Annotated in this window: 20 protein-coding genes; 14 read left to right on the plus strand and 6 right to left on the minus strand. The window is 64.0% G+C overall.

Going from position 1 to position 24,930, the window contains the following annotated elements:
- The first annotated feature begins 61 nt into the window (after positions 1 to 61).
- The gene (locus NKI64_RS23530) at positions 62 to 1,000 is read left to right on the plus strand and encodes a lysophospholipid acyltransferase family protein (protein WP_352444090.1); all 939 of its coding nucleotides are present in this window, start codon (positions 62 to 64) and stop codon (positions 998 to 1,000) included.
- A 40-nt stretch (positions 1,001 to 1,040) separates the two neighbouring features.
- Here NKI64_RS23530 and NKI64_RS23535 read toward each other — a convergent pair whose 3' ends face one another.
- A complete protein-coding gene (locus tag NKI64_RS23535; protein ID WP_352444089.1) occupies positions 1,041 to 2,003 on the minus strand; it encodes an RgsD C-terminal domain-containing protein in 963 nt (320 codons plus the stop codon).
- A gap of 165 nt (positions 2,004 to 2,168) precedes the next feature.
- Here NKI64_RS23535 and NKI64_RS23540 point away from each other — a divergent pair, with 165 nt between their 5' ends.
- Both NKI64_RS23540 and NKI64_RS23545 read left to right on the plus strand, forming a co-directional pair.
- A complete protein-coding gene (locus NKI64_RS23540; RefSeq protein ID WP_023667611.1) occupies positions 2,169 to 2,753 on the plus strand; it encodes a nitroreductase family protein in 585 nt (194 codons plus the stop codon).
- Between the two features lie 104 nt (positions 2,754 to 2,857).
- Positions 2,858 to 4,759 carry a CASTOR/POLLUX-related putative ion channel gene (locus NKI64_RS23545; protein ID WP_352670377.1) on the plus strand — a complete coding sequence of 634 codons (1,902 nt, stop codon included), beginning with the start codon at positions 2,858 to 2,860 and terminating at the stop codon, positions 4,757 to 4,759.
- Here NKI64_RS23545 and NKI64_RS23550 read toward each other — a convergent pair.
- Both NKI64_RS23550 and NKI64_RS23555 read right to left on the minus strand, forming a co-directional pair.
- The gene (locus tag NKI64_RS23550) at positions 4,756 to 5,631 is read right to left on the minus strand and encodes an HpcH/HpaI aldolase/citrate lyase family protein (RefSeq protein ID WP_352670379.1); all 876 of its coding nucleotides are present in this window, start codon (positions 5,629 to 5,631) and stop codon (positions 4,756 to 4,758) included. The two genes, NKI64_RS23545 and NKI64_RS23550, sit on opposite strands and share 4 nt — an antisense overlap.
- Complete coding sequence (locus tag NKI64_RS23555; protein WP_502901397.1) at positions 5,631 to 6,236, minus strand: MaoC family dehydratase; 606 nt, start codon at positions 6,234 to 6,236, stop codon at positions 5,631 to 5,633. The genes NKI64_RS23550 and NKI64_RS23555 overlap by 1 nt, the downstream gene beginning before the upstream one ends.
- A 59-nt stretch (positions 6,237 to 6,295) precedes the next feature.
- On the opposite strand from NKI64_RS23555, the gene NKI64_RS23560 reads away from it, so the two are divergent.
- Positions 6,296 to 7,417, plus strand: coding sequence for a DUF2336 domain-containing protein (locus NKI64_RS23560; protein ID WP_352653730.1), 1,122 nt, complete (start codon positions 6,296 to 6,298; stop codon positions 7,415 to 7,417).
- A 4-nt stretch (positions 7,418 to 7,421) separates the two neighbouring features.
- Here NKI64_RS23560 and NKI64_RS23565 read toward each other — a convergent pair whose 3' ends face one another.
- Both NKI64_RS23565 and parE read right to left on the minus strand, forming a co-directional pair.
- Positions 7,422 to 9,491 carry an FUSC family protein gene (locus NKI64_RS23565; protein ID WP_352670384.1) on the minus strand — a complete coding sequence of 690 codons (2,070 nt, stop codon included), beginning with the start codon at positions 9,489 to 9,491 and terminating at the stop codon, positions 7,422 to 7,424.
- Positions 9,492 to 9,593: 102 nt separating this feature from the next.
- A complete protein-coding gene (gene parE / locus NKI64_RS23570; protein ID WP_023744803.1) occupies positions 9,594 to 11,648 on the minus strand; it encodes a DNA topoisomerase IV subunit B in 2,055 nt (684 codons plus the stop codon).
- 257 nt (positions 11,649 to 11,905) lie between these two features.
- Here parE and cpaB point away from each other — a divergent pair, with 257 nt between their 5' ends.
- The 10 genes from cpaB (at position 11,906) to NKI64_RS23620 (ending at position 22,090) form a co-directional block, all read left to right on the plus strand.
- The gene (cpaB, locus tag NKI64_RS23575; RefSeq protein ID WP_023667604.1) at positions 11,906 to 12,811 is read left to right on the plus strand and encodes a Flp pilus assembly protein CpaB; all 906 of its coding nucleotides are present in this window, start codon (positions 11,906 to 11,908) and stop codon (positions 12,809 to 12,811) included.
- A gap of 78 nt (positions 12,812 to 12,889) precedes the next feature.
- On the plus strand, positions 12,890 to 14,290 hold the full coding sequence (locus NKI64_RS23580) for a type II and III secretion system protein family protein (protein WP_031244501.1): 1,401 nt from the start codon (positions 12,890 to 12,892) through the stop codon (positions 14,288 to 14,290).
- A 4-nt stretch (positions 14,291 to 14,294) separates the two neighbouring features.
- Positions 14,295 to 14,561: a hypothetical protein gene (locus tag NKI64_RS23585; RefSeq protein WP_023667602.1), complete on the plus strand. Its 267-nt coding sequence runs from the start codon at positions 14,295 to 14,297 to the stop codon at positions 14,559 to 14,561.
- A gap of 44 nt (positions 14,562 to 14,605) precedes the next feature.
- Positions 14,606 to 15,820: a CpaE/TadZ family protein gene (locus NKI64_RS23590; protein ID WP_023667601.1), complete on the plus strand. Its 1,215-nt coding sequence runs from the start codon at positions 14,606 to 14,608 to the stop codon at positions 15,818 to 15,820.
- Positions 15,817 to 17,238, plus strand: coding sequence for a TadA family conjugal transfer-associated ATPase (locus NKI64_RS23595; RefSeq protein WP_023667600.1), 1,422 nt, complete (start codon positions 15,817 to 15,819; stop codon positions 17,236 to 17,238). Before NKI64_RS23590 ends, NKI64_RS23595 begins: the two co-directional genes overlap by 4 nt.
- 5 nt (positions 17,239 to 17,243) lie before the next feature.
- Complete coding sequence (locus NKI64_RS23600; protein ID WP_023667599.1) at positions 17,244 to 18,209, plus strand: type II secretion system F family protein; 966 nt, start codon at positions 17,244 to 17,246, stop codon at positions 18,207 to 18,209.
- A gap of 1 nt (position 18,210) precedes the next feature.
- Entirely contained in the window at positions 18,211 to 19,176 is a 966-nt protein-coding gene (locus NKI64_RS23605; protein WP_023667598.1) for a type II secretion system F family protein, read from the plus strand.
- Positions 19,107 to 20,159 carry a PA3715 family protein gene (locus tag NKI64_RS23610; protein WP_245263958.1) on the plus strand — a complete coding sequence of 351 codons (1,053 nt, stop codon included), beginning with the start codon at positions 19,107 to 19,109 and terminating at the stop codon, positions 20,157 to 20,159. Before NKI64_RS23605 ends, NKI64_RS23610 begins: the two co-directional genes overlap by 70 nt.
- Before the next feature lie 133 nt (positions 20,160 to 20,292).
- Positions 20,293 to 20,763, plus strand: a complete 471-nt coding sequence (locus NKI64_RS23615) for a hypothetical protein (protein ID WP_023667596.1) — start codon at positions 20,293 to 20,295, stop codon at positions 20,761 to 20,763.
- A 685-nt stretch (positions 20,764 to 21,448) separates the two neighbouring features.
- The gene (locus NKI64_RS23620) at positions 21,449 to 22,090 is read left to right on the plus strand and encodes a GGDEF domain-containing protein (protein WP_352670390.1); all 642 of its coding nucleotides are present in this window, start codon (positions 21,449 to 21,451) and stop codon (positions 22,088 to 22,090) included.
- Positions 22,091 to 22,102: 12 nt separating this feature from the next.
- On the opposite strand, the gene gcvP is transcribed toward NKI64_RS23620, so the two are convergent.
- Positions 22,103 to 24,913: an aminomethyl-transferring glycine dehydrogenase gene (gcvP, locus tag NKI64_RS23625; protein ID WP_023667595.1), complete on the minus strand. Its 2,811-nt coding sequence runs from the start codon at positions 24,911 to 24,913 to the stop codon at positions 22,103 to 22,105.
- Between the last annotated feature and the right edge of the window lie 17 nt (positions 24,914 to 24,930).

Genomic DNA, 24,930 nt, shown 5'->3' on the forward strand with positions numbered 1-24,930 from the left:
CGGTGGAGCGATCCACCGCCATTTTCACATGCCTGTCACGCGAACCTTGTAACGAGCCCCCATGCTCAAGCTGAAGATACGGGAAAGACCGTTTCCCGAACTCTCCTACGCCAATGCGAGCCAACCGGCGCTGACGCGCTGGTTCATCCATTCCATTGAAGGCCTCTCGGGGCGCGACCGGTATGCCGCGCTCTACGATTTCTGGCGCCGCCAGGTGGCGCCGACGGGCGAGCGGGTGTTCAGCCGCATGCTGGAGCTGATCGACGTCAAGGTGCGCAGCACCGATCGGTGGCCGCCGGCGGGGCTGCCGGACACGCCGCTGGTGATCGTCGCCAACCACCCGTTCGGCATTGGCGACGGCATTGCCGTGCTGTCGCTGGTCGAGCAGCTCGGGCGTCCGTTCCGCGTCATGATCCACAAGGATCTGCTGAAGGTCCGCGAAATGGAACCGTACTCGCTGCCGATCGACTTTTCCGAGACCAAGGACGCGGTGAAGAACAACATGGCGGTGCGCCACGAGGCAGTGCGGCTGTTGAAAGAGGGCGTCACCATCGTGGTATTTCCGGCCGGCGGCGTCGCCACCGCGCCGAGAGGCTTTGGCCGGGCGCGAGACCTGCCGTGGAAGATGTTTCCGGCGCGCCTCGTGCAGGACGCCAAGGCGTCGGTGGTGCCGATGCATTTTTCCGGGCAGAACGGCCGGCTGTTCCATCTGGTCAGCGGCCCGATGAACATGGGGGAGCGCGAAGGAAGGCTGGCGAAATTAGTCGGCAAGGCGTCGCTGACGTTGCGCCTTTCAATGCTCATCCGCGAATTCGCGCGGCTGTCCGGCAAAGCGATCGACGTTCGCGTCGGCAACGTACTGCGCTGGGATGAGCTGGAGCCGCTGCGCGACCGCAAGACCTTGCTTGATCGCCTTCATCGCGGCGTCTTCGATCTGGCGCCCGACGCACCGCGCAGCCGCGTCCACTTCCTGCCGCGCCGTATGCGCAAGGCAGCCTGACGAAACGGGTACCACTTCAATAGAGCGGCAAACGCGCCGGTTAGTCGGCGCCTTCCTCGGGATCGATCGCCGAGGCTTCGGTGGCCAGAACCTCGATCTCCTGGTTCTGGCCGGCGACGACGGTGAAATCCTTCTGGTAGATGCGGTCGCGGTTCTTGGCGATGATGGTGTACTGACCTTCGGCCAGCACCATCGAGGCGAAGGCGCCGACGGCTTCCTTGATCGGGTCGCCGGATTCGTTGAGTAGCGACCAGGATGTATCGGCGATCGCTTCGCCGCCGGTCTCGCGCACCAGCTTCATGGTCTCCTCCGCCGCGCGATGCTCGACGGTGGCTTCGGTCAGCTTGCCGGCTTCGACACGGATGTCAGAGCGAATAACGGCATTGACCGCGCCATAGGTGGAGACGACATGATAAACGCCGGCGTTGAGCCGCACGACGCTGTTCGGCTCGACATCGGGGATGATCAGAGCGCGGTCGCCATTGGCCTCGGCGGTGCCCTCATAGATGGAAAAGCGCAGCTTTTTCGGCGGAATGCGCACGCCGCCCGACAGCACCGCGTCGAGCTTGAGGCCGCCGGCATCGAGCACCAGGCTTTCACGCTTGGCGTCCTTGCCGACGGTGATGCGCTTGGTGGCGCCGGCGCGTCCGTATGAGGCGTGGACCAGATAGCTGCCGGGTTCGAGCTGGAACACGGCGCTGCCGCCATGCGCGGAAGCCACCATCGGCAGCTTGCCGTCGCTCGCGGCCTCGGGCTTGAAGACGCGCCAGACGATGCCGCGCGTGATGTCGGCGCCCTTGTCGGTCAACTGCGCCGACAGCGTTATGGCACCGCCGCCACCGAGTGCCAGCGGCGTCTCGCCCTTGGGCGGTGCATAGCTCGAAATATCGGGGAGTTTCAGATTGCCGATGCCGTCGGCATTCTGCGCCATGGCCATCGAGGCCGGCGCAAACAGCGCTACGGCGAGCCAAATCAGGAAAAGGCGCGATGTCCCCTCAAACATGCCTTGCGTTGAAGCCCAAGGCGGTGGCAATTTCAAGGCTTAAGAGTCCGACCGCCTTGGCAACAGGTTCTTTCGTCCGGCGCGCCCGCGCCAATGCCCGAGCCGCCCCGATCCGCAATGGCGCGCTTCAGCTCAAAATCGAGTGCTTTAGGAGACCTGGCCCCCATGGCGTCGCCGATCATCGACTTCCTGCTGACCCGAAACTCCGCACCTATTCCTGAATTGAAGGAACCGGCGCCCAGCGATGCCGATATCGCGACCATGATCGCGGCTGCAAGCCGTGTGCCCGATCACGGCCGACTGGAGCCGTGGCGCTTCATCCTTTATCGCGGCGAGGCGCGATTCGAGATCGGCAGGAAGCTGGCGGCGCTCGCCGAACAGCGCGAAGGGCCGCTGCCGGAAAACCGCCGCAACCAGGAGCTTGCGCGGTTTTCCCGCGCGCCGCTGGTGATCGGCGTGGTGTCGGTTCCGAAGGACAATCCAAAAATCCCGCAATGGGAAATGTTCCTGTCCGGCGGCATGGCGGCGCTGAACCTGATGATCGCGGCCAACGCGCTGGGCTATGGCACCAACATGATCAGCAACTGGTATTCCGACGTCGCGGAGGGCAGGGCGATCCTGGGGCTGGCGCCGCAGGAGCGCGTCGTCGGCTTCATCCATGTCGGCTCCTACCAGGGCCCGGCGCCGGAACGGCCGCGGCCCGATCCGGCAAAGCTCTATGCCGATTATACTGGGCCGTGGAACGGCTGACACCCGAAAGCGATTCCCCTTTATTTAAACACAGGCTAAGACGGCGGCTTGGCGATGCGTGGGGTTGGCGTATCGATCATAGGATATTGGGGGTCGCCGGCGACATGAAGAAACGAGACTCGCTGGGAACCCGGCTGCGCTACGGGTTTGACAAGAGCATGGCCGCCGGCCCGATCGCGCTGATCGGCTGGCTCGCCCTCGCTTCGCTGCTGATCATCATCGCCGCCGCGGCTTTCCTTGCGGTGACCCGCATCGCGCCGGAGGGCGGCGAACCGCTGAACTTCTTCGAAGCGCTCTGGGAATCGCTGATGCGTACGCTCGATTCCGGCACGATGGGCGGCGACACCGGCTGGGCCTTCCGCCTCGTCATGCTCTTTGTCACGCTTGCCGGCATCTTCGTCGTGTCGGCGCTCATCGGCGTGCTCAGCGCCGGCGTCGACAGCAAGCTCGATGAATTGCGCAAGGGCCGTTCGCGGGTGCTGGAGAGCGACCACACCATTATCCTCAACTGGTCGCCGTCGATCTTCGACGTCATCTCCGAACTCGTCATTGCCAATGCCAGCCGCCGCCATCCGCGCATTGTGGTCATGGCCAATATGGACAAGGTCGCGATGGAGGACGAGATCGCGGCCAAGGTCGACAGGCTGGGCAACACGCGCATCATCTGCCGCAGCGGCGACCCGACCGACCTCTATGACCTCGCCATCGTCAACCCGCAGACTTCGCGCTCGATCATCGTGCTGTCGCCGGACGGCGACGATCCGGATTCGCAGGTGATCAAGACGGTGCTGGCGCTGGCCAACGACCCGAACCGGCGCACCGCGCCCTACAACATCGCCGCCGAAATCCGCGACGGCAAGAACGCCGAGGTCGCCCGCGTCGTCGGCGGGGCCGAGGTGCAGCTCGTGCTGGCCGATCAGCTGATCTCGCGCATCGTCGTGCATTCGAGCCGGCAGTCGGGTCTCAGCGGCGTCTATTCGGAGCTGCTCGATTTCGACGGCTGCGAAATCTACACGACCGAACAACCGGATCTGGTCGGCAAGACCTTCGGCGAGGCGGTGATGGCGTATGAGCATTGCGCGCTGATCGGGCTTTGCGACCAAAAGGGGCGGGTCAATCTCAACCCGTCGTCGGAGCTGGTGATCGGCAAGGACATGCGCGCCATCATCATTGCCGAGGACGATGCCGCCATCAAGCTGGGAGGCGCGGCGGCCAAGATCGATACCGCGGCGATCCTTCGCCATCAGCCTGTCGAGGCGAAGCCCGAGCGCACGCTGATCCTCGGCTGGAACCGCCGCGGTCCGATCATCACCTATGAACTGTCGCGCTATGTCGCGCCCGGCTCGATCCTGACCATCGCCGCCGACACACCCGGCCTCGAGCAGGAAGTTGCCGGACTGCCGGTCGTGGGCGACAATCTGTCGGTGTCCTGCCGCATCACCGACACGTCGAGCAGCACCGAGCTTGCCAGCCTGGACGTGCCTTCCTACGACCACGTGCTCGTGCTGGGCTACAGCGAGACCATGGCGGCGCAGCCCGCCGATACGCGCACGCTGGTGACGCTGCTGCATCTGCGCAAGATTTCAGATGATGCCGGCACGCATATCAGCATCGTCAGCGAGATGATCGATGTGCGCAACCGCGAGCTGGCAGCGGTGACCAAGGCCGATGATTTCGTCGTCAGCAACCGGCTGGTCAGCCTGATGCTGGCGCAGGCGTCGGAGAACCAGTATCTCGCCGCGATCTTCGATGATCTGCTCGACGAAGAGGGCTCCGAAATCTACATGCGCCCGGTCGGCGACTATGTCGCCATCGACCAGCCGGTGACGTTCTGGACGATCGCGGAATCGGCGCGGTTGCGTGGCGAGATCGCCATCGGATACCGGCGCGTCCGCACTGCTGAAGCCGATGAGCGGGCGCTGGGCGGCGTCACCGTCAACCCGTTGAAGTCGGAAGCGCTGGCCTACCTGCCGGAGGACCGGGTCATCGTGCTGGCGCGGGACTAAACCCCGGCCGCCTTGGCCCGGGCCAGAATCCGTTCGGCCAGCCGCAGATGCGGCCGGTCGTACATCTTGCCGTCAATGCCGACCACACCAGGATTTCCTGCCGCCTCGAAGGCAGAGACGATCGCCTGCGAGCGCTCCACCGCCTCGGCCGATGGCGTGAAGGCGGCGTTGATGACCGGCACTTGCGCCGGATGGATCGCCATCTTGCCGGTAAAGCCGTCGCGCTCGGCCTCGGCGCATTCGGCTTCGAAGGCGGCCATGTCGCGAAAGGCGGGGAAAACCGTGTCGATCGCCGGGACTTCGGCCGCGCCGGCAGCGAGGATGGTCATGGTGCGGGCAAGCCGGAAGACATCGGTGTAGCGGCCGTTGTCGTCGCGCGCAGCCTGCGCGCCGATCGCCGCCGACAGATCTTCGGCACCCCAGGTGAGGCCGGCAAGCCTGGCGCTTGCCCCGGCATAGGTCGCGGCGGCCAGCAACCCAGCAGCGGTCTCGGTAATGATCGGCAGGATCTTGATCGCGCCATCCGGCAATCCGTTTTCGGCCTCATGTACGCGGAGCGTTACGGATAGCTGCTGGACATCCTGGCCGCTGTTCGACTTCGGCAGCATGATGCCGTCGGGTTTGACCGGAACCAGGGCGGCCAGATCGTCGTCGGTCAATCCGGTCGAGAGATCGTTGACGCGGATATAGATGGCGGAGCTTGTCTGCTGCCGGTTGCCGCCGATAAAGCGTGCCGCGATGTCGCGTGCCGACGCCTTGTTTTGTGGCGCCACGGAATCCTCAAGGTCGACGATGACCACGTCGGCGCCGGCGCCAAAGCCTTTGTCCAGCTTCTTTTCGGAATCGCCGGGCACAAACAGCAGCGAGCGCATCAGGCCGCCTTTTTCATCATCATCGCCTGGCGCGTGCATTTGGCGACGAGCACATCGTTCTGATTGTAGGCGCGATGCTCGAACTCGACGATGCCGCGGTCCGGCTTGGATTTCGATTCCCTGACCGAGATCACAGTCGTTTCGACACGGATGGTGTCGCCATGGAAGACCGGGTGCGGAAACACCGTCTCCCTCATGCCGAGATTGGCAATTGTGGTGCCGACGGTGATGTCATTGACGGAAATGCCGATCATCAGGCCGAGCGTGAACAGCGAATTGACCAGCGGTCTGCCCCATTCGCTCTTGGCGGCGAAGTCGAAGTCGATGTGCAGCGGCTGCGGGTTCAGCGTCATCACCGAGAACAGCATGTTATCGCTTTCGGTGACGGTCTTGCGCAGCGTGTGCCGAATGACATGTCCGACGACGAACTCTTCGAGATAAAGCCCGGGCATCGTTTTTCTCCTCCGCTGCCTGACGGTTGATAGGCGCTGCCCATGCCACCCGCAAGTTTTAAGTCTTTGTTTTGATGCATGTCGTTGCCTCGAAACCGGGGCCACTTTCGAGCGACATGCATTAACAAACATGGTGAACGGTTCGTAAACCATTTCTGCCTAGGGTCATTCCTGGGGCCGGAAGCTTTCCGGCAAGGGGCGTAGCAGGCAGTATGGTTGTCTCGCATTTTCTCAAATGGATCTACACCGCGAGAGTTTCGGAGCGCGCCGCGGCGGCGAGCGCGCTGGCCCGCGCCTACGTCAATTCCGACCTGCCTTTCGAAGACCGTTGCGCGGCCGAAGCGGCGCTGACGCTGCTGCTCGACGACGCCTCGTCGAAGGTGCGGCTGGCTATGGCCGAAGCGCTGTCGATGAGCCATCACGCGCCGCTGCAGATCATCAGCGCGCTTGCCTCCGATCAGCCGGAAGTGGCAGCCCTGGTGCTGGCGCGCTCCCCGCTGCTGACGGACGCCGACCTGATCGACCGCGTCGCGGCCGGGCACAAGGCGACGCAAAAACTGATCGCCGACCGGCCGGTCGTTTCGATGGCGGTTGCCGCGGCGATCGCCGAGATCGGCGAACCGGAAGCGTGTGCGGCGCTGCTCGCCAATGACGGCGCCGATATCGCGTCGCTCAGCTTCCGCCGCATGGCCGAGCGGCATGGCCATATCGCTCATTTGCGCGAGGCAATGGTCAGGGATGTGCGGCTGCCGGCCGACTGCCGGCACATGCTGCTGGTCAAGCTCGGCGAAACGCTGAAGGCTTCGCCGCTGGTGATGGCGCTGATGGGGGCGGCCAGAGCCGAGCGGGTCACGCGCGATGCTTGCGTCAAGGCTTCGGTGCGGCTGGTCGAAGGCACGCGCACTGAGGAACATGCGGCACTTATCGAACATCTGCGCCTGCGCGGCGACCTGACCGCAAGTTTCATCATCCGTGCCATTGCCCACGGCAAGGTCGACTTTTTCGGCTCGGCCCTGGTTGCGCTCAGCCAGCAGTCGGAGCAGCGGGTGCGGGCCTTGCTCGCAGGCGGCCAGGACGTTGCGTTGCAGGCGCTCTTCCGCAGCGCCGGCCTTGCCGCTTCCACCCATGGCATCATCCTGCGCGCGCTCAAAATCTGGCGCGAGGTCGCCAACGGCAAGCGCCTCGCCGGCGTGCAGGAGGTCAGCTGGCTGATGCTGAAGGAGCTTGGCGGTCCGGCCACCGAGGGCGATCTCGCCGGCCTGGTCAAGTCGATCCACCTCGACGCGCTGCGGGAAAACGCGCGCGGGCATGCGCTGGCGATAGCCGCGGCCTGACGCCCTAAACTCGGTCCTTGGCGAAGAAATCCGGGAAATCCTCGATCGCGGCGGCGATGATGCGCAGCGAGGCTGCGATCTGCAGCATATCCGCACCGCCGCTGCGCTCTGAAAGGCTGGCTGCATATTGCCGGGCCACAGTGACAGTTGCTGTCTGTGGATCGCCGGTTGCGCGAAAGAGCAGTTCACGCGCGAGGCCGCGCAGGAAATTGGCGATCGAGAGCGCGGTGTCAGTAGGAGTGGACGGCCTCTGCTGCGCGGCGCGCAGGCGCAGGATTTCGAGGCCGACGGTAACGGCGGCGACCCCGCCGCCCAGGATCGCATCGCCTTTCCTGCCGGCATTTTGCAAGAGCGGCATCAGCTGGTTGATGCGGTCATAGGCCAGACTCTCGAAGGCCGAACGCCGCGGCACCCGCTCATGCAGGCACAGCCGCGCCAGATCCTCGCGCATGGCGCGCACGATGCGGTTGGCCGCGCGCCATGGATCCACCGGCAGCACCACGATGAAGACGCAGATAGCCAGCAGGATGCCGACCAGCACCGACGCCGAGCCGGCGAAGAACGGGCCTGGGGCATAGGTCATCGCCTGATGCGGGCTGAGGAAGGCGAGGAAATTGATTGCAAAGGCCGTCGCCACGCCGACGGTGCGCGGATTGGCCATGCCCAGCGCCGTCGGTACCAGGATCGGCACGACAAACAGCGTGAACCAGCCGAAGCCGGGCAAAGCAGGCAGCGCGACCTGGCCAACAAGGAAGGCAAAGGGCAAAGCCAGCAGCGTACCCTTGAAGAAGCCCCAGGACACCCGCACCGGGTCAGGCCGCGCGGCGAAAAGACTGGAGACGACCGCAACGAGGATAACGGTGGCGGCCGCGTCGGACCATTTCGTCGTCAGCCAGAAGGCGGCGACCGCCAGCGTGGCAAGGGCGGCGCGTATGGCATTGCGCGAAGCCCCGGGATAATCGCGATGCACCACCAGCGCAGGCAGCTGCATGTTGCTCCGGCTCGGGCGCGTCACCGGTGCGCGCAGGCCGTCGAGGCCGCGCAGCACCTGCTTGAAGGCTTCGGCGAAATCGGCGGCGATGGTGAGGCGCGTGATGGTGCCGACCCTGTCGTCGCCCTGATCGGTCGAGGCGTCGGGCATTTGCCGGGCCTTGCCGGCAATCGCGTCGAGCCGCGTCACCCAGGGCGACGTGTCCTCCAGCGCCTCGGGCGTGGCTGCCAGTTCGCTGACCAGCGACTGCAGTTCCGAGCGCACCGGAATGAGCGCTGCGTTTTTCGGCGCGGCGTGAGAATGCAGCGCGCGTGCCGCCGACAGCGCCGACAGAAGCTGACCGATGGTGAGGCGGACCGGATGGGCGCGGGTGGCGAAGCTCGGGGCTTCGAGCCGGGCATAGGTGCGCATCTCGGCCAGCATCTGGGCGTCCGTGATCAGCTTGCCGTGCAGGCCGGCCAGTCTCGCCGGGTCGCCGCCGGAAAAAGCGCCGCCCGCATAGGTTGCAAGGTCGAGGATGCTGCGCTTCAGCCTGGAGATGATGGCGTCAGCGGCCAGCTTGGGCAGGATCAGCCGGCTGGTCAGGCCGGCGCAGACGATGCCGAGCACGATCTCGGCGCAGCGCGCGACAGCGAGATCGACGATCACATGCGGCTGGCCGAAAGCCGGCAGCCCAATGATCATCGCGGTATAGCCGGCAAGTGCGGCGCCATAGGCTTCCGGATTGCGCAGCAGCGACGAAACCAGCGTGCACAGCCCAATCCAGACGGACAGCGCCGTGACCAGCAGCCAGGGATTGGTGCCGAAAACCGAGGTGATGCCGATCGCCGCAAGTCCACCGGCCAGCGTGCCGAGCAGCCGGTAAAAACCTTTCGCCAGCACCATGCCGGCGACCGGCTGGGCGACGATGAAGACCGTCATCATCGCCCATTGCGGGTGGTCGAGTTTTAGCGCGTAAGCAGCGAGAAGCGCGATCAGACCGGCCGAAACCGTGCGCAGGGCGAAAATCCAATCCGAGCGCGTCGGCTGCGTCAGGCCCGCCAAACTAGTTTCGAAGTAGCTCTTCAGCCGCGCCCAGATCACAAGCTGGTCTCCGTATCGGAAGCGCAGGCTAGAGCAGTTCCAGGAAAAGTGTGAAACGGTTTTCCGCCCGGAACTGCGTCAAAACGAAGAGTTGGCCGGCGCTCAGATATCCAGCACTTCCGTCGCGGCGAATTCGGCGCGTTCCTGGATGAAGCGGAAGCGGGCTTCCGGCTTGGTGCCCATCAGCGCGTCGACAGCATCCTTGGTCGCCGCCACGGCGTCGATAACATCGACCCTGAGCAGCGTGCGCTTCCTCGGGTCCATGGTGGTTTCCTTGAGCTGCGCGGCCATCATCTCGCCCAGGCCCTTGAAGCGGCCGATCTCGACCTTGGCGCGGCCGGTGAATTCGGTGCGCAACAGCTCGTCCTTGTGCGCATCGTCCCTGGCATAGGCAACCTTGCCGCCTTGCCGGATCGAATAGAGCGGCGGCACCGCCAGATAGAGATGGCCGCCATTCACCAGGTTCGGCATTTCCTGGTAGAAGAAGGTGATCAGCAGCGAGGCTATGTGAGCGCCGTCGACGTCGGCGTCGGTCATGATGATCACGCGGTCGTAGCGCAAATCCTCGTCGCGGTATTTCGAGCGCGTGCCGCAGCCGAGCGCCTGAATCAGGTCCGAAATCTGCTGGTTGGCGGCTAGCTTGTCGTTGCCGGCGCTGGCGACGTTGAGGATTTTTCCGCGCAGCGGCAGCACCGCCTGGCTGGCGCGGTCGCGCGCCTGCTTGGCCGAGCCGCCGGCCGAGTCGCCTTCGACGATGAACAGTTCGGCGCCCGCGGCGGCATTCTGCGTGCAGTCGGCGAGCTTGCCGGGAAGGCGCAGCTTGCGCACCGCGCTCTTGCGCGACACTTCCTTTTCCTGGCGCCGGCGCACCCGCTCGTCGGCGCGCGCAATTACCCATTCCAGCAGCTTGGAGGCTTCCTGCGGATTGTCGGCCAGCCAGTGGTCGAAGGGATCGCGGATGGCGGTCTCGACAATGCGAATGGCTTCGATCGTTGCCAGCCTGTCCTTGGTCTGGCCGACGAATTCCGGCTCGCGAATAAACACCGACAGCATGCCTGCCGCCGAGATCATCACGTCTTCGGAGGTGACGATCGAGGCGCGCTTGTTGCCGACCAGGTCGGCATAGGCCCGAAGCCCGCGCGTCAGCACATTGCGAAAGCCGGCCTCATGCGTGCCGCCTTCGCCGGTCGGGATGGTGTTGCAGTAGGAGTTGACGAAGCCGTCACCGCCGAACCAGGTCACCGCCCATTCCAGCGAGCCGTGGCCGCCCTGTTTTTCGCTCTTGCCGGCGAAGATCTCGCGGGTCACCTGGAAGTCGTCGCCAAGCGATGCCTTGAGATAGTCCTTCAAGCCGCCGGGGAAATGGAACTCCGCCTTGGCGGGCGTCTGGTCCTTTTCCTTGATCAGCGATGGGTCGCAGCTCCAGCGGATCTCGACGCCGCCGAACAGATAGGCTTTCGAGCGGGTCATGCGATAGAGCCGCGCCGGCTCGAAGGCGGCGCCCTTGCCGAAAATCTGCTCGTCGGGATGGAAGCGGATTTTGGTGCCGCGCCGGTTGTGCACTTCGCCGAGCTGCTCCAGCCCGCTCACCGGAACGCCGCGCGAGAACCTTTGGCGGTAAAGCTGGCGACCGCGCGCGACTTCGACTTCGAGATGGTCCGACAGCGCATTTACGACCGAGACGCCGACACCGTGCAGACCGCCGGAGGTCTCATAGACCTTGCTATCGAACTTGCCGCCCGAATGCAGCGTCGTCATGATGACTTCGAGCGCCGGCTTCTTGAATTTCGGATGCGGATCGACCGGAATGCCGCGGCCATTGTCGGTAACGGTCAGAAACCCGTCGGCCGACAGCTCGACATCGATGAAGGTGGCATGGCCGGCGACCGCCTCGTCCATCGAATTATCGATGACCTCGGCAAACAGATGGTGCATCGCCTTGTCGTCGGTGCCGCCAATATACATGCCGGGACGGCGCCGCACCGGCTCCAGCCCCTCCAGCACCTCGATGTCGGCGGCGCTATAGCCCTCGCTGCCGTCCTTGGTCGCGGCAGGACGCTTCGTGGCCTGCACCAGCGGGTCGGCCGGGCGCTCCGGTGTCCGAGCCGGTTGGGGCTGCTTTTCCAGATTGCCGAAAAGATCGTTGTTGTCGTCCATGCCTGCCATAGAATCCGGTGCCGCGAATCACCCGTCGATACTGCCACGCTTTTCGGCGCCAAGCGACGGAAGTTCCTGTTACGTTCGGGGATTAAACCCTTCTTATCCTAAAACCTTTCGATAACCAAGCTGGCGGAAATAGGTCCGTGCGGAGCGGGCGCGATTCCTGAATCTTTAACAAAGCGGCCTAGCGTCGCCTCAACAAAACAAAAGACCACGAATGTCAGGGGTTGGTTGTGAGGGGCAAGGCCATAACGATGATTGGCATCGCTGCCGTCTTCGGCGCGATTTCAATCTTTGCCGCGGATTTCTGGGTGAAAAGCCAGGCCAAGGCCGATGCCGAAGAGAAAACGGCGTCGATCCCGGCGCCCGCCGTCCCCAAGATCGTCTTCAAGACCATCGTGGTGGCCAACGCGCCGTTGCGTTACGGCATGGAGCTTGACCGGGCGCAGCTCAGCGAAATCCCATGGTCCGAGGATTCGGTGCCGCAGGGCGCGTTCACCACAGTCAATGCATTGCTCGCCGAAGGCAGCCGCGTGGTATTGTCGCCGATCGAGATCAACGAGCCGGTGCTGATCAGCAAATTGTCGGGGCCGAACGGCCGCGCGACGCTATCCAACATGATGACGCCCGGCATGCGGGCGGTGACAATCCGCACCGACGAGATCGCCGGTGTCGGCGGCTTCGTCATGCCGGGCGACCGGGTCGACGTGGTGCTGACACGCGATGCGGGCGAAATCCAGGAAGTGGCCAAGAACGCGCAGGGCGCTGCCGGATCGACCGTTACCTCCGAGATCGTCGTCTCCGACGCCAAGGTGCTGACCGTGGGGCAGGGCGCCGACGAGCGCCAGACCACACCGCAGATCGCCAATTCCGTCACCATCGAGGTGACGACCGAAGGCGCGCAGAAAGTGGCGCTTGCCCGCACCGTCGGCACCTTGTCGCTGTCGCTCCGCTCGGCCGCAGACGGAGGGGCCGCCAAGGACGGCGTCACCACCATCTCGTCCTTCGGCGGATCGGTCGCCTCCGGCGTCCAGGCCGCTGCCGGCGCGCTGTTCACTGCCGCGACCAAGGAGCCTGAGAAGCCGAAATTCAAGACGATCATCGTGACGCGCGGCACGCAGGTCGAAGAATACCAGGTTCCTGCGCGGGACCAGCAATAACTGCCGGTGGGGACCGGGCGAGGGACGGGACAGATGTCGGGACTTCATGCATTTCGAACTACGAAAGGGCTGCGCCCAATGCGGGCGCTTGCGGTGGGGGCTTGCCTGGCCGCGGCCGCAATGCTCGGCCTCAGTGCGCCAGCCAAGGCCGACAACGATATCGTCCATGTCTCGTCGACAACGAATGCGTCGATCAAGGTAGCCAAGGGCAAGCCGAAGACGGTCATGACCAATGCCGCCTTCTACCAGATCGTCATCGGCGATCCGGAGATCGCCAACGTCAATCCGCTGACCGACAAATCCTTCTATGTGCTGGGCAACAATCTCGGCACCACCGGCATCGCGCTGTTCGACGAGAACAAGCAGTTGGTCGGCACCGTCGACATCGAGGTGACGCTGGACACCGACCAGCTGGCCAGCACCATTCGCGCCAGCGTGCCGGACGCCAAGATCAAGGTCGGCTCGGCCAATGGCCGCGTCGTGCTGTCGGGCGAGGCCGATGACGCGGTCGCCGCCGAGAAGGCAAGCAAGATCGCCAGCCGCTTCTCCGGCAATGAAGAAGTGATCAATTCGGTCAACATCTCGTCCTCGCAGCAGGTTCAGCTCAACGTCCGCTTCGTCGAGATCAATCGCCAGGCCGGACAGGATCTCGGCGCCAAATACAGCGCCAATTTTGCTTACGGCATTGGCGGGCGCGACGTCACCATCGAGCCGGGCTCGGTGCCGGGAGCCGGCAATGGCGAGATCATCGGCCGGCTGCTGTCCAACGGCCTGTCGATCGACGTCGCCATCAAGGCGCTGGAGGAACGTGGTCTTGCCAGGCGGCTGGCCGAGCCGAACCTGATCGCCCGCTCGGGCCAGACGGCAAGCTTCCTCGCCGGCGGCGAGTTCCCGATCCCGGTCTCCGAGGACAATGGCAAGATTTCCGTCAGCTACAAGAAATACGGCGTCAGCCTCGACTTCACGCCGACGGTTCTCAAGGACGGGCTGGTGAGCCTCGACATAGCGCCGGAAGTGTCCTCGATCGATGCTTCGGCCTCCTATAATATCGGCAATATCTCGGTGCCGGGCTTTATCGTGCGCCGCGCCAAAACATCGGTCGACCTGAAGAACGGCCAGAGCTTCATGATCGCCGGCCTGCTGCAGTCACAGAACGACATCACCACGTCGCGTCTCCCCGGCCTCGGCAAGCTGCCGGTGCTCGGCTCGCTGTTCTCCTCCAAATCCTATCAGCGGCGCGAGACCGATCTGGTGATCATCGTCACCCCCTATCTGGTCAAGCCGGTCGATCCGTCGAAGAAGCTGCTCGAGCCGACCGACGGCACGCAGCCGGCCAGCAATGTCGACTATTTCCTCAACAACACCGAGGAAGTGAAATCGTCCGAAGCCAATCGTGCAGTGGCAATGGCCAGCGGCAGTACGGCACAGCCGGCCGCGGTCACCACCGTCGGGCATTTCCTCGACCTGCCGAAGGATTGAAGCCATGCGCGTGGAATCATGCATCGCCCTGCTGATCGCCGGCCTCGCCGGCGGCTGCACCAGCGACGACTATGTCCGCTCCGAGGGACCGACGATTGCCGCCGGCAACGCACAGGCCGCCAATACGGCCATGCAGATGGTCGATCCCTGGAAATACGGCGTCCAGAACACCAGGCTGCTGGTGCCGGCGCAGCGCAGTGAGGCGGCAGTCAACGCCGCCGACCAGGCTGCTGCTGCCAAGGCCGTGCAACCGACAGCGACAACCGATTGATTTGCCCGGTGATTTGACCGGGAATGACCTGACAGGCTGACAAAATGGCAAGCGGCATCAAGACCAAGAAGATCCTGCTGGTGTCCAGCGACCGGACCTTTGCGCAGGATACGCGCACCGCGTTCGCGGCCTCGGAGGTGATCCAGCTTTCGACCGTCGAGAAGAACATTACCGAACTGCGCGGCGAGGTCCAGGAAGCCGATTTCGGCGCGCTCATCGTCGACATGGATGCGGCAAAGCTGGAAGAGATCGAGTCGCTGCAGCGCATCATGCGCCGGCTTGAAGGCCGCGTTCCGGTGGTCGTCGTCACCCAGGAATTCAACGCAGCCGCAGTGCGTATCCTGGTGCAGCTCCAGGTCGCCGATTTCCTGGTCAAGCCGATCACCACCGCCGATCTGGTGCGGTCGGTCGTGCGCGCGCTGCAAGGGCCGGGGCGCGAGGAAAACACCGAGTCGCAGATCTATACCTTCATGCCGGCCGCCGGCGGCGTCGGCACCACGACGCTGGCGCTGCAGACCGCCTTCCAGCTGCATCATTCGGTGACGCGCGGCGCGTCGACCTGCGTGGTCGACCTCAATTTCCAGCAAGGCGCCTGCGCCGAATATCTCGACCTCGAGCCGCGCTTCGACATCACCGAAATCGAGAACCAGCCCGAGCGCCTCGACCGTCAGCTGCTGGATGTGATGCTGTCCAAGCATGCGAGCGGGCTCTGCGTGCTGGCGGCGCCAACGCATCCGTCGGAAATGCGCTCGTTCAAGACCGATGTCGTGGTGCGCATGCTCGATCTCGTTTCGGCCTATTTCGACAACGTCGTCATCGACATGCCGCGCACCTGGTTTCCGTGGACGGAAACGGTGCTGCTCGGCTCCAACAAGCTTTACATCGTCGCCGAAATGACGGTGCCGTGCCTGCGCCATACGCAGCGGCTGATCCAGGCGGTCTACGAGACGGCAGGCAAGGAAGTGAAGCCGAACGTGATCGTCAACCGTTTCGAGCAGAAGATGTTCGACAACGGCATAAAGCAGGCGGATGTCCAGGAAATCCTCGGCGAGCATTTCGTCGGCGGCATCTCCAACAATTACCGGCTTGTGCGTGAAGCGGTCGACCGCGGCGTGCCGCTGCATGAGATCGACCCGAACGCCAATGTCGTCAACGATCTGAAGAGGATCATCCTGCCGGAAGAAGCCGTGGTGACGCCGGAGAAATCGCGCTCGCTGTTCGGCATCGGCAGGGGCCTCCTGAAGAGGAAAGCCGGATGACCAGCCGCTTCTCGACCCTGCAGAACCGTGACGTCCGCGCGCTGAAGCCGGCCGAGGCGGCGCCGGTCGCGCATCACGCCGTGGTCATCCCGACGAACCGCAAGGCCTTGCCGCCGAAGCCGGAGACAACACCGGGAAAAAGCGCCAACAAGGTGCTCGATGCCCGCGTGCGCATCCACCGGCTGCTGCTCGAGGAAATCAACCTGGTCGCGCTGGAGCGCCTGCCCAAGGATGAGATGCGCCGGCAGGTGCAGGAGTTCGTGTCGGAAAAGACCCGCCAGGAGCGTATGGCGATCAACACCGTCGAACTTGAAGCGCTGGTCGATGACATCGTCGATGAGATGGTCGGCCTCGGCCCGCTGGAACCGCTGCTCAAGGACCCCGACATCAATGACATCCTGATCAACGGCCACCAGAACTGCTTCGTCGAAAAACGGGGCAAGCTGCAGCAGGTCCATATCCCGTTCAAGGACGAGGCGCACCTGTTGCGCATCGTCAACAAGATCGTCGCCGCCGTCGGCCGCCGGGTCGACGAATCGCAGCCGATGGTCGATGCCCGCATGCTCGACGGCTCGCGCTTCAACGCCGCCATTCGCCCGGTCGCCGTCGACGGGCCGCTGGTATCGATCCGCAAGTTTTCCAAGAACAAGCTCGGCCTGCACAAGCTGGTCGAGTTCGGCGCCATCACCCAGAATATGGCCGAGGTGCTGGCGGCGGCAGTCCACGCCCGCAAGACGACCATCATCTCGGGCGGCACCGGCACCGGCAAGACGACGATGCTCAACGCATTGTCAGCCTTCATTCCGGAAGACGAACGGTTGATCACCATCGAGGACGCGGCCGAACTGCAGCTGCAGCAGCCGCATGTCGCGCGCATGGAAACGCGCCCCGCCAACATCGAAGGTCATGGCGAGCTGAAGCAGCGCGACCTGGTCAAGAACGCGCTGCGCATGCGCCCTGACCGCGTCATCCTCGGCGAGTGCCGCGGCGAGGAGGCCTTCGACATGCTGCAGGCGATGAACACCGGCCATGAAGGCTCGATGGCGACCATCCACGCCAACACGCCGCGCGACGCCATTTCGCGCCTCGAGCAGATGCTGGGCATGACCGGCATGCCGATGACGGTGCAGTCGATCCGCAGCCAGATCGCCAGCGCGCTCGACCTTATCGTCCAGCTGACGCGACTGTCGGACGGCAAGCGCAAGGTGACCAGCGTCGCCGAGGTGACCGGCATGGAAGGCGACGTCATCCAGATGCAGGAGATATTCCGCTTCGTGCGCACCGGCATGGAAGCCGACGGCAAGATCCTCGGTCACTACGAGGCGACCGGCATTCGCCCGCGTTTCCTCGAGGACCTGCGCAATATGGGCATTGAATTCCCCGGCAAATATTTCGAACCCGGCCGGCCGCAGGAGTAAGCCGGGTGTTCGAGAATTTCAGCCCGATCTATGTCGTCTATGCCGCGGCAGCGCTGACCGGCATCATGATCGCCGAAGGCTGCTATCTGCTCTATGCCGGCCGCAGCGACAAGCGCCTGGCTATCAACCGGCGCATGAAGCTGCAGGAAAACAAGATCAGCCAGGAACAGGTGCTGATCCAGCTGCGCAAGGAACGCGGCCTCGATTCCGGCACGTCATCCTTCTCGCCCGACCGTTTTCGCGCGCTGCGCACGCAGTCTGGCATGGTGATGCCCTTGCCGAAATTCCTGACGATGACGACGGGCGTGGCGCTGGCGATGATGCTCGTCGCGCTCTGGTACGGCCTGCCGCTGTTGCTCGCCATTTTGCTGTTTGTGGTGCTGACAGCGCTGCTGCCGGTAATTGTGCTGCGCTCCAAGCGTGCCCGGCGGGTGAAGCGTTTCGGCGTGCAGTTGCCGGAGGCGCTGGAATTGATCACGCGCGGCTTGAAGGCCGGGCATCCGGTTCCGGTGGCGATCTCGATGGTGTCGCGCGAGATGCCCGATCCGATCGGCACCGAATTCGGCGTTATCTCCGACGAGGTGACTTATGGTTCCGACCTGGTTTCGGCGTTGAATTCACTGTTTGATCGCGTCGGCCAGGAGGATCTGCCGCTGTTCGTCACCGCGGTTTCCATCCAGACGAGTTCGGGCGGCAATCTGCGCGAGATCCTCGACGGGCTGTCGACGACGATCCGCGAACGCGGCAAGCTGCGCCGCAAGGTGCGCGCCATTTCGACCGAGGGTCGTATGTCGGCCTATATCCTGACGGCGGTGCCGGCGCTGCTGTTCGCCGCCATCATGGTGATGATGCCGCAATTTTATCAAAGCGTCTGGGATGTGCCGAAGACTTGGTATCTGCTGGGCGGTTCGGTGACATGGCTGATGCTGGGCAACATCATCATGTTCAAGATGTCGAACTTCCGGTTCTGAGATGGAGCAGGTGATCCAGTTTCTTGCCTCGCTGGCGCCGACGTCGCTGATGCCGGTAGCCGCGATGCTGCTGGCATTGGGCGGCAGCGCGGTGGCATGGCCGCTGGTGGTGGCCAAAGGCGACCGCAACGATCTCAAGCGCCGGCTCAAGATCGACGACAGCAAGACTCCCCAACAGGCCGAGGTGGCGCCGAAGAAGAACCAGAGCGTCGTGCGCGAGAAGGCGGTGAAGCGGGCGCAGGAATTCTACGCCAAGAGCGATCCGGAAAATGTCGCCCGGTTGCGTATGAAGCTGATCCAGGCGGGCTATATGGAGCCGCGCGCGGTCGGCACATTCTTCCTGATCCGCTTCGCCTGCCTGGTGGGCGCAGCGATCGGCGCGTTCCTGGTCAACCATTGGATGGGCAGCGCCGATTCCACCGCGACCAGCCGCTGGACCTTCATCATCCTGTCGGGAGCCGCCGGCTATTTCGTGCCCGGCCTGGTGCTCAGCCAGAAGGTGCGGGAAAAGATGCGCGAATACCGCAACGGCTTTCCCGACTTCATGGATTTGATGATCGTCTGCTCCGATGCCGGCATGAGCATGGAGGCCGGCATCGAGCGCGTCTCGAGGGAACTGGCCAAGACCTATCCGTCGCTGAGCCAGAATCTGCAGCTGGTGTCGCTGGAACTCAGGGCCGGCCGCAGCCTCGACGATGCATTGAAGGCGCTCGCCGACCGCCTCAGCCTGGACGAGGTGCGCTCCTTCGCCACGCTCTTGCAGCAGTCGAAGGAACTCGGCACCAGCCTCGCCGGGGCGCTGCGCGTGTTCTCCGACGAAATGCGCCACAAGCGCATGTCGTTGGCCGAGGAGAAGGCACATGCCTTGCCGGCCAAGATGTCGGTGCCGGTGGTGGTGTGCATCCTGCCGGTGGTGTTGATGATCGCCGTCATCCCGATCATCGTCAAAATGACGGCGGTTCAGTAGATACCAAGGCAGTAGATACCAAGTGGCCGCCCGGCGGCTTTCTGCGGTTACTCACTTCAACTACGCTTCGCCTGGATGTCATATCCGGCCGGTTTGGCCGCTCTCCTTCGGCAAAATCCGCAAAAAGCAAAATGAGTGAGCCGTCCATGCGAATAGTCTTGTGCACCGCCTTCCTCGGCCTCGCCGCGGCCAGTCTGTCGCCGGCCTCGGCCGCGGCCGACGATTGCGGCGACGCTGCCGCTCTGGTGCAGCAGGCATATCCCAAGGCCCAAAAGAGTGCCGATGGCGCCTCCTTCACGCTCGAACCTCATACCAGCATCGCCCAGACGCTTTGGGATGGCGATGCGCCATTCGGCGTGGTCTGCAAGATCTGGCCCGCCCATGACGACCTGTTGTTGGTCGCCGTGCCGCTGATCGACAGCTCCCAATCCAGCGACGACGGGCATTTCGGCGATGTCGAGCTTCTGGTCGTCGACAGGAAGACCCGGCAGGTGCGCCAGCGCCTGCTCCAGCCCGGGCTGATGACCGATGATGCCGTCGGCATCCGCGAGATCGACTTCGATACCGGGCGCTACAGATTGGCGCCCGATGTCGGCGCCTTCGGCCTGCGCATCGACATGGCAAACCATTCGCAGCCGAATCCTTTCAGTGAAACCGACCTGCGGCTCTATGCCCTTGACGGCGGTGCTCTGCGCCTGGTGCTCGACGGCATCATCGTGGCCGGCTTTGGCGGCGAAGGCGACACCAATTGCGCAGGATCCTTTCAATCCAACCGGGTCAGCCTGGCGATGAGCCCGGCGAGACATCACGGCTATCACGACATCACAGTGTTCGAGCGGTTGGACACCGACAATCCGTCTGTCGACAAGAATGGCGAGTGCCAGTCCCATCCCGGCAGGTCCATGAAACGAACCTACCGGCTGCGCTACGACGGCAGGCGCTATCAGTTTCCGGCGGGGCTCAAGGCGCTGGAGCCGGAATAGGCTTCGGCTGGTTAATGGCTTCTGTGCCCGAAACCAAATTTTAGGCGCGTTTCCGCACTGAAGTTTAATCGCCCTGTTGTAGTCTGCTTCCTCAGAGAACGACCCGGTAAATCGGGCGATTGGGGCCAGGGGCATGCGTCACAGAAGTTTCACGGCAATGGCCGCGCTAGCGGCGGTCTTGATGGTCGGCGGCTGCACGACCGACAACGTCGACAAAACCAAGACCACATCGATCCAACCGGTGGCAAAAGACGTCAGCACCTCCGACCTTGCGCAAGGCAAGGCGCAGTTCCGCGAGGCCAATTACGGCCTTGCCGAACAGCATTTCCGCAAGGCCGTGGAACTGAAGGCCGACAGTGCCGAGGGATGGATGGGGCTTGCCGCCTCCTATGACGAACTCGGCCGCTTCGACTTCGCCGACCGCGCCTACGACCAGCTTTTGAAGGTTGCCGGGCGCAAGCCGCAGATTGTCAACAATATGGGCTATTCGCAGCTGCTGCGCGGCAACAAGAAGAAGGCGAGAGCGCTGCTCATGGAAGCAAGGGCCGGCATGGCCGACCCGAGCGTGATCAACGCCAATCTGGCGCTGCTCAACAAGGGCTGAGACTAGGGACACTCGCGTGCCGAGCTTCGCGGGACGGCAGTCGACGCTTTGTAAACCCTGTCGGCAGGTTGCTTTGAAAACCGGCCGAAAACGGTATCTCCGGCCGGTTGCATGCCTATGATGCGCCACAAATCGAAGATCCCAAAGGTTGCCGCTCATCCATGCTGGATTTCAGTTCGCTATTGCTGGCGGCTGCGCTGTCGGGCACATGCCTGAGCGTCACCATGTTTGTGATCTGGTTCACGGCGCCGCGTGCACGCTTCGTGCTGACGGTTGCGTGCGGCATTCTCGTCCTTGTCGCCCACGTCATCGTCTTCTGGCGCTACACGAGGGAGGCCCAGTCCGTTGCTTTGTCAGGCAGCGTTGGCGCTGCTCAGCCTCGGTTTCCTGGCGCTTTCACTTTCGGCCATGCAATATCTTGGTGTGCGCAATTACAGCCGCGCTGTCCTGCCGGCCATGCTCGCGATCGCTGTCTGCGCCGGCGTGACCTATCTCGGTTTCGATGGTGTCGGCTTCATCCTCACCTATACGACGGTAACAGTGCTGCTCGCCTCGATCGGGGTGATGTTCTGGATCAAGGGCGGTCAGGATCGCGGCATTCTGCTGGTCGTTTCGGCGCTAAGCGGCGTCTGCGGCGTATCCTTCGGGCTCTGCGGCGCCGTGCTTCTGGTCAAGGGCCCAGTGGGTGCTCGGCGTCGCACCCGACAATTGGGCCGAGCGGTTGAATTCGGTCGTGGCGGTCGCCTGCATGACGGCTCTCGGCGCGCTGACGCTGTCGCTGCATCATCTGCAGGCACAGATCGAACTGAAGGCCGAGACCCTGACCGACCCGTTGACCGGTCTGATGAACCGGCGGGCTTTGAACTCGCTCTATCGCGAGCGCGTCTTCGGCCCGTTCATGTCGGTCGCCATGTTCGACCTCGACCACTTCAAGCGAACCAACGATGTCTATGGCCATCCCGTCGGCGATCGGGTGCTCTGCCGTTTCGCCGCAGTCATCAAGAAGTATGACAGGGTTGGCGTCGACGCCTTCCGGCTGGGCGGCGAGGAGTTCGCGTTGGTCATGTCTCGGATGACCGAAGACAAGGCCTACGATTTCGCCTGCAGGATCGGCGTCGCCTTCGGCACGGAAGTGGTGCCGACGCCGCGCGGGCCGTTGCGCAGCAGCGTCAGCGGCGGCATTGGCTTTGGCAAGGAAGACGGCAGCAGCCTGGATGAAGTGCTGGCCGAGGCCGACCGGGCGCTCTACGCGGCCAAGAACGCCGGGCGAAATCGCGTGCTTGTCCTCAACGGCAAAGCCGACGGACCGGCCCTGCGCTCAGCCTGACAGGCCAGAGTGTTATTCGGCGGCGCCGAGATATTCCGACAGCGGCGGGCAGGAGCAGACGAGGTTGCGGTCGCCGGCGACATTGTCGATGCGCGAAACCGGCGGCCAGTATTTGGCCGCCGTATCGACATCGCCGGCGGGGTAGGCCGCTTCCAGCCGCGAATAGGGGTGGGTCCACTGGCCGGCAAGGGTTTCGGCCGCCGTGTGCGGGGCATTGACCAGCGGGTTGTCCTCGAGCGGCCATTCGCCCTTCGCCACTTTCGCTGCCTCGCCGGCGATGGCAATCATCGCCTCGCAGAACCGGTCGAGTTCGCGCTTGGGCTCGGACTCTGTGGGCTCGACCATCAGCGTGCCGGCGACAGGGAACGACATGGTCGGCGCGTGAAAGCCGTAGTCGATCAGCCGCTTGGCGATATCATCGACGCTGATGCCGGCGCTCTCCTTGAGCACGCGCGTGTCGAGGATGCATTCATGCGCGATGCGATCGTGCCTGCCCTTGTAGAGAAGCGGGAAGTGCGGCGCGAGCCGCGTCGCCACATAATTGGCCGAGATGATCGCCGTCTCCGTCGCCTGCTTCAGGCCGGCGGCGCCCATCATGCGGATGTACATCCAGGTGATCGGCAGGATGGAAGCGCTGCCGAACGGTGCGGCCGACACGGCATGCGCCGAGCCTTCGGTGACATGACCCGGCAGATAGGGTTTCAGATGCGCCCTGACGCCGATCGGACCGACGCCCGGACCGCCGCCGCCATGCGGGATGCAGAAGGTTTTGTGCAGGTTCATGTGGCAGACATCGGCGCCGATATCGGCGGGCCGGGCCAGGGCGACCAGCGCGTTAAGGTTGGCGCCGTCGAAATAGACCTGGCCGCCATGCTCGTGAATGAGAGCGCACAGGTGGCGCGCGCCTTCTTCGTAGACGCCGTGCGTCGAGGGATAGGTGAACATCAGGGCTGCGAGATTCTTCGAATGCTCGTTGGCCTTGGCCCGCATATCGTCCATGTCGATATTGCCGTCCTCCAGGCAACGCACGACGACGACGCTCATGCCGGCCATCGCCGCACTCGCGGGATTGGTGCCATGCGCGGACTGGGGGATCAGGCAGATGGTGCGATGGCCTTCGCCACGCGAACGGTGATAGGCGCGGATGGCGAGCAGGCCGGCATATTCGCCTTGGCTGCCGGCATTGGGCTGCAGGCTGACGGCGTCGAAGCCGGTGATCTCCGCCAGCCAGCCTTCCAGCTCGCCGACCATGGCGCGATAGCCGGCCGAATGGCTGGCCGGCGCGAAGGGATGGAGGTTGGCGACAACAGGCCAGCTGACCGGCATCATTTCGGCCGCCGCGTTGAGCTTCATGGTGCAGGAGCCCAGCGGGATCATGGTGCGGTCGAGCGCCAAATCCTTGTCGGCTAGCCTGCGCAGCAGGCGCATCATGTCGGTCTCGGAGTGGTTTTCGCGGAAAACCGGCTGGGTCAGAAACTCCTTGCCGCGCGGCTTGCCGGGCATCGCGCCGGCCTCAGTAGCGCCGGACTTGGCGCCGAACAGGGCGGCGATAGCCTCGAGATCCGCCTCGGTCGAGGTTTCGTCGAAGGCGATGCTGATGCGGTCGGCATCGATGACGCGCAGCAGCCGGCCACCTTTTTCAGCGGCAGCGGCGATCGAAGCTGCCTTGCCCTTCACTTCGGCCGTCACCGTGTCGAAACGGCTTGAGCCGAGCACGGAAACACCAGCGGTTTTCAGGCCTGCTGCGAGGCGGTTGGCGAGCTCATGGATGCGCGCTGCGATCGCCTGCAAACCAGTGGGGCCGTGCCAGATCGCATAGGCGGTCGCCATGTTGGCAAGCAGCGCCTGCGCGGTGCAGATGTTGGAGGTCGCCTTGTCGCGGCGGATATGCTGTTCGCGCGTCTGCAGGGCGAGGCGATAGCCGGGACGGCCCTTGCTGTCTATCGACTGCCCGACGAGGCGGCCGGGCATCAGCCGGGTCAGCTTGTCGGAGACGGCGCAATAGGCGGCGTGCGGGCCGCCAAAGCCCATCGGCACGCCAAAGCGCTGCATCGGGCCGACGGCGATGTCGGCGCCAAGCCTGGCCGGCGCGTCGGTCAGCGTGAGACCAAGCGGATCGGCGATGAAGACGACCACGGCGCCGGTGGCGCGAGCCTTCTCGATCGCCGCCTTGTGGTCGCCATAGACGCCAAACGTGTCCGGCCAGGAGACCAGCAGGGCGGCGGTGTTGTCGTCGATGGTCTCGCCATCGATCTCGATGCCGAGCGGCTCGGCGCGGGTGCGCACGACGTCCAGCGTCTGCGGATGCGGCGTGCCGGCCAGCGCTACCTTGGTGCGCTTGTCGCGATGATGGCGCAGCGCGATGCCGACCGCTTCGGCCACCGCCGTCGCTTCGTCGAGCAGGGAGGCCGAAGCCACCGGCAGGCCGGTCAATTCGGTGACCAGGGTCTGGAAGTTGAACAGCATTTCCAGGCGGCCCTGGCTGATCTCGGCCTGGTAGGGCGTATAGGCGGTGTACCAGGCCGGGTTCTCGAACAGGTTGCGCTGGATGACCGGCGGCACGTGGACGCCGTGATAGCCGGCGCCGATGAAGCTCTTCAGCACCGTGTTTTTTGCCATGATCGCCGACAATTCGGCCAGCGCTTCGGCTTCGCTCGCCGGCGCGGGAAGGGTCAGCGGCAGATCGAGGCGGATCGACTGCGGCACAGCCTGGCTGATCAGCGTCTCGACGGAGGGAACGCCGATCACGGCAAGCATGGCTCTGACATCGTTTACATCAGGACCGATGTGGCGGGCCGAGAAGGGGGTAAGTGCTGCGCTCATGGCAATAGGTCCTGATA

The sequence above is a fragment of the Mesorhizobium sp. M0478 genome (genome assembly GCF_040321305.1).
In the GTDB taxonomy this organism is placed as follows: domain Bacteria; phylum Pseudomonadota; class Alphaproteobacteria; order Rhizobiales; family Rhizobiaceae; genus Mesorhizobium.

What these genes read in the sequence shown, in the direction of transcription:
- NKI64_RS23530 (WP_352444090.1), top strand. Translation starts at nt 62, where the DNA reads ATGCTCAAGCTGAAGATACGGGAAAGACCGTTTCCCGAACTCTCCTAC.
- NKI64_RS23535 (WP_352444089.1), bottom strand. Translation starts at nt 2,003, where the DNA reads ATGTTTGAGGGGACATCGCGCCTTTTCCTGATTTGGCTCGCCGTAGCG.
- NKI64_RS23540 (WP_023667611.1), top strand. Translation starts at nt 2,169, where the DNA reads ATGGCGTCGCCGATCATCGACTTCCTGCTGACCCGAAACTCCGCACCT.
- NKI64_RS23545 (WP_352670377.1), top strand. Translation starts at nt 2,858, where the DNA reads ATGAAGAAACGAGACTCGCTGGGAACCCGGCTGCGCTACGGGTTTGAC.
- NKI64_RS23550 (WP_352670379.1), bottom strand. Translation starts at nt 5,631, where the DNA reads ATGCGCTCGCTGCTGTTTGTGCCCGGCGATTCCGAAAAGAAGCTGGAC.
- NKI64_RS23555 (WP_502901397.1), bottom strand. Translation starts at nt 6,236, where the DNA reads ATGGTTTACGAACCGTTCACCATGTTTGTTAATGCATGTCGCTCGAAA.
- NKI64_RS23560 (WP_352653730.1), top strand. Translation starts at nt 6,296, where the DNA reads ATGGTTGTCTCGCATTTTCTCAAATGGATCTACACCGCGAGAGTTTCG.
- parE (WP_023744803.1), bottom strand. Translation starts at nt 11,648, where the DNA reads ATGGACGACAACAACGATCTTTTCGGCAATCTGGAAAAGCAGCCCCAA.
- cpaB (WP_023667604.1), top strand. Translation starts at nt 11,906, where the DNA reads ATGATTGGCATCGCTGCCGTCTTCGGCGCGATTTCAATCTTTGCCGCG.
- NKI64_RS23580 (WP_031244501.1), top strand. Translation starts at nt 12,890, where the DNA reads ATGCGGGCGCTTGCGGTGGGGGCTTGCCTGGCCGCGGCCGCAATGCTC.
- NKI64_RS23585 (WP_023667602.1), top strand. Translation starts at nt 14,295, where the DNA reads ATGCGCGTGGAATCATGCATCGCCCTGCTGATCGCCGGCCTCGCCGGC.
- NKI64_RS23590 (WP_023667601.1), top strand. Translation starts at nt 14,606, where the DNA reads ATGGCAAGCGGCATCAAGACCAAGAAGATCCTGCTGGTGTCCAGCGAC.
- NKI64_RS23595 (WP_023667600.1), top strand. Translation starts at nt 15,817, where the DNA reads ATGACCAGCCGCTTCTCGACCCTGCAGAACCGTGACGTCCGCGCGCTG.
- NKI64_RS23605 (WP_023667598.1), top strand. Translation starts at nt 18,211, where the DNA reads ATGGAGCAGGTGATCCAGTTTCTTGCCTCGCTGGCGCCGACGTCGCTG.
- NKI64_RS23615 (WP_023667596.1), top strand. Translation starts at nt 20,293, where the DNA reads ATGCGTCACAGAAGTTTCACGGCAATGGCCGCGCTAGCGGCGGTCTTG.
- gcvP (WP_023667595.1), bottom strand. Translation starts at nt 24,913, where the DNA reads ATGAGCGCAGCACTTACCCCCTTCTCGGCCCGCCACATCGGTCCTGAT.